Below are 1,721 nucleotides of genomic sequence, written 5' to 3'. Positions count from 1 at the left end.
CTGCCCCCGGTATTCATCCTGTAAACACAGGGGCGGCGCGGGCAGTAATTCAGCGCTGTATTCCCCTTGTCCGGCCGGCAGTAACTGGTAGCCGATTTTCATCACGGCCACGTGGTGCTCCACATCCTCCACATCCAGCATGGCATAGTTCATCACCGCAAAGGGAGTCAGGTTACGAAATTCCATCTCAATCCGTCCTTTCTAGTTCAGGTCGATATCTTTACCCGTGATTTGTACCGGGCCGCTGGCCTCAAATTTGAACTCACTGCCCTTGAGGGTAATTTTGCCGCTGCTGTCCATGCGCAGGACGCTTGCGCCACATTTCAGTTCAATCACATCGCCGGTGGTGATGGAAAGGGTATTGGTGATGGTCTCTGCCTTGTGTGCACCGACCTCGATAATGTAGTTCTTGCCGGTGATCAGTTTGCGCATCTCCTTCACCGTTTCCGTGCTGTTGAGCGTGACCGTTTCCTCTTTGTTCTCATTGATCTTGATGATCTGGTTTTTCTCCACGGTCTCAGTGTGGTTGGCGATCACATGGGTATCGCGGTTGTTGAGTACTTTGGTGTACATGTCTTTCTGAGCATGCAGTGACAGCTTCTCACTGCCCTTGGCATCCTCAAACAGCAGTTCGTTATACCCCTCGCCCTTGTGGGTCTTGGAGCGCAGTGCCATCTGGGTTTTGCTGCCCGGCAGTTTGCCCGGCGGGATATTGCTGGCATGGTAGGTTCTTCCGGTGACGATGGGCTGGTCCGGGTCGCCGTGCAGGAAATCCACCACCACCTCCTGGCCGATGCGCGGGATGGCCAGCATCCCCCAGCCCTGACCTGCCCATGGCTGGCTGACCCGTATCCAGCAGGAGCTTTGGTCGTCGCTCTTGCCATAACGATCCCACGGAAATTGCAGGCGTACACGCCCATATTGGTCACAGAAGATTTCTTCGCCGGCCGGGCCGACCACCTTAGCGATTTGTGGGCCATCCATCACCGGTTTGGCCAGCAGTGCCGGACGCCAGTTCTGATTCTGGCGGATAAAGTAGAAGTGGCTGTGCAGCGTGGTACCGCTCTCGCCGCCGCTTGCCGTTTCCAGCGCACCCGGCTGGCTGCCGCTGTGACTGGTGGAAACGGTCTGCCATGACTGGTTCAGGTCTGCCCGTGAATGGTTAGTAAGGATAAACAGTTTGCCCGGCTGCAGGGCTATCGCATTGCCGCTGCCCTGTCCCATCATCGCATCGCTGCGCAATGCCTCCAGCCGGTAGCGGGTAAAATCCTTGCCATGGGCTTCGTCTTTGAAGCGGCCGGGGTAATCGTAGTGCTCGTAGTACAGTTGTTGCAGATTTTCATCCCGCATCTGCTGGCTAAATTCCGCCGGCCAAGCTGGGTTCTTGAAGGTGTAATCCTTAAGCTGGACCTGCGCCGGCCGTATTTGTGCGCTGCTGGTCAGGCTGTTGACAGCCGGTTCGCCCAGCGTACTGCTTTCACCCGGCTGATAGGGCAGGCGTATGCCCGGCGGCACTGAACCGCAGTCGTCGGCGAAGACCAGCGTGTTGCGCCCGTTACTGCATTCGAAGAAGTAGAAAATGCCTTCTTCGGCCGTCAGCCGTTGCAGGAAATCGAAGTCGCTTTCCTGATACTGCACGCAGAATTCGCGCGCCGAGTGAGGGTGGCGCAGGCTGAAGGTCACATCGCGGATTTTATGTTCTTTCAGGAGGGTGGTGATGA

At 56.8% G+C, this 1,721-nt stretch carries 1 protein-coding gene and 1 pseudogene; both read right to left on the bottom strand.

The genetic code is table 11. The annotated features are described in order from the left end of the window. Positions 1–186 (bottom strand): annotated as a pseudogene (locus tag PSI15_RS17905) (DUF2169 family type VI secretion system accessory protein); the annotation flags it as partial. A 15-nt stretch (positions 187–201) separates the two neighbouring features. Next, a partial coding sequence (gene tssI / locus PSI15_RS17900; RefSeq protein ID WP_273584691.1) for a type VI secretion system tip protein TssI/VgrG occupies positions 202–1,721 on the bottom strand: 1,520 nt, incomplete at its 5' end.

The sequence above is a fragment of the Xenorhabdus sp. PR6a genome (assembly GCF_028599065.1).
Taxonomy (GTDB): Bacteria; Pseudomonadota; Gammaproteobacteria; order Enterobacterales; family Enterobacteriaceae; genus Xenorhabdus; species Xenorhabdus doucetiae.
This window is presented reverse-complemented; position numbering and strand designations above follow the sequence as displayed.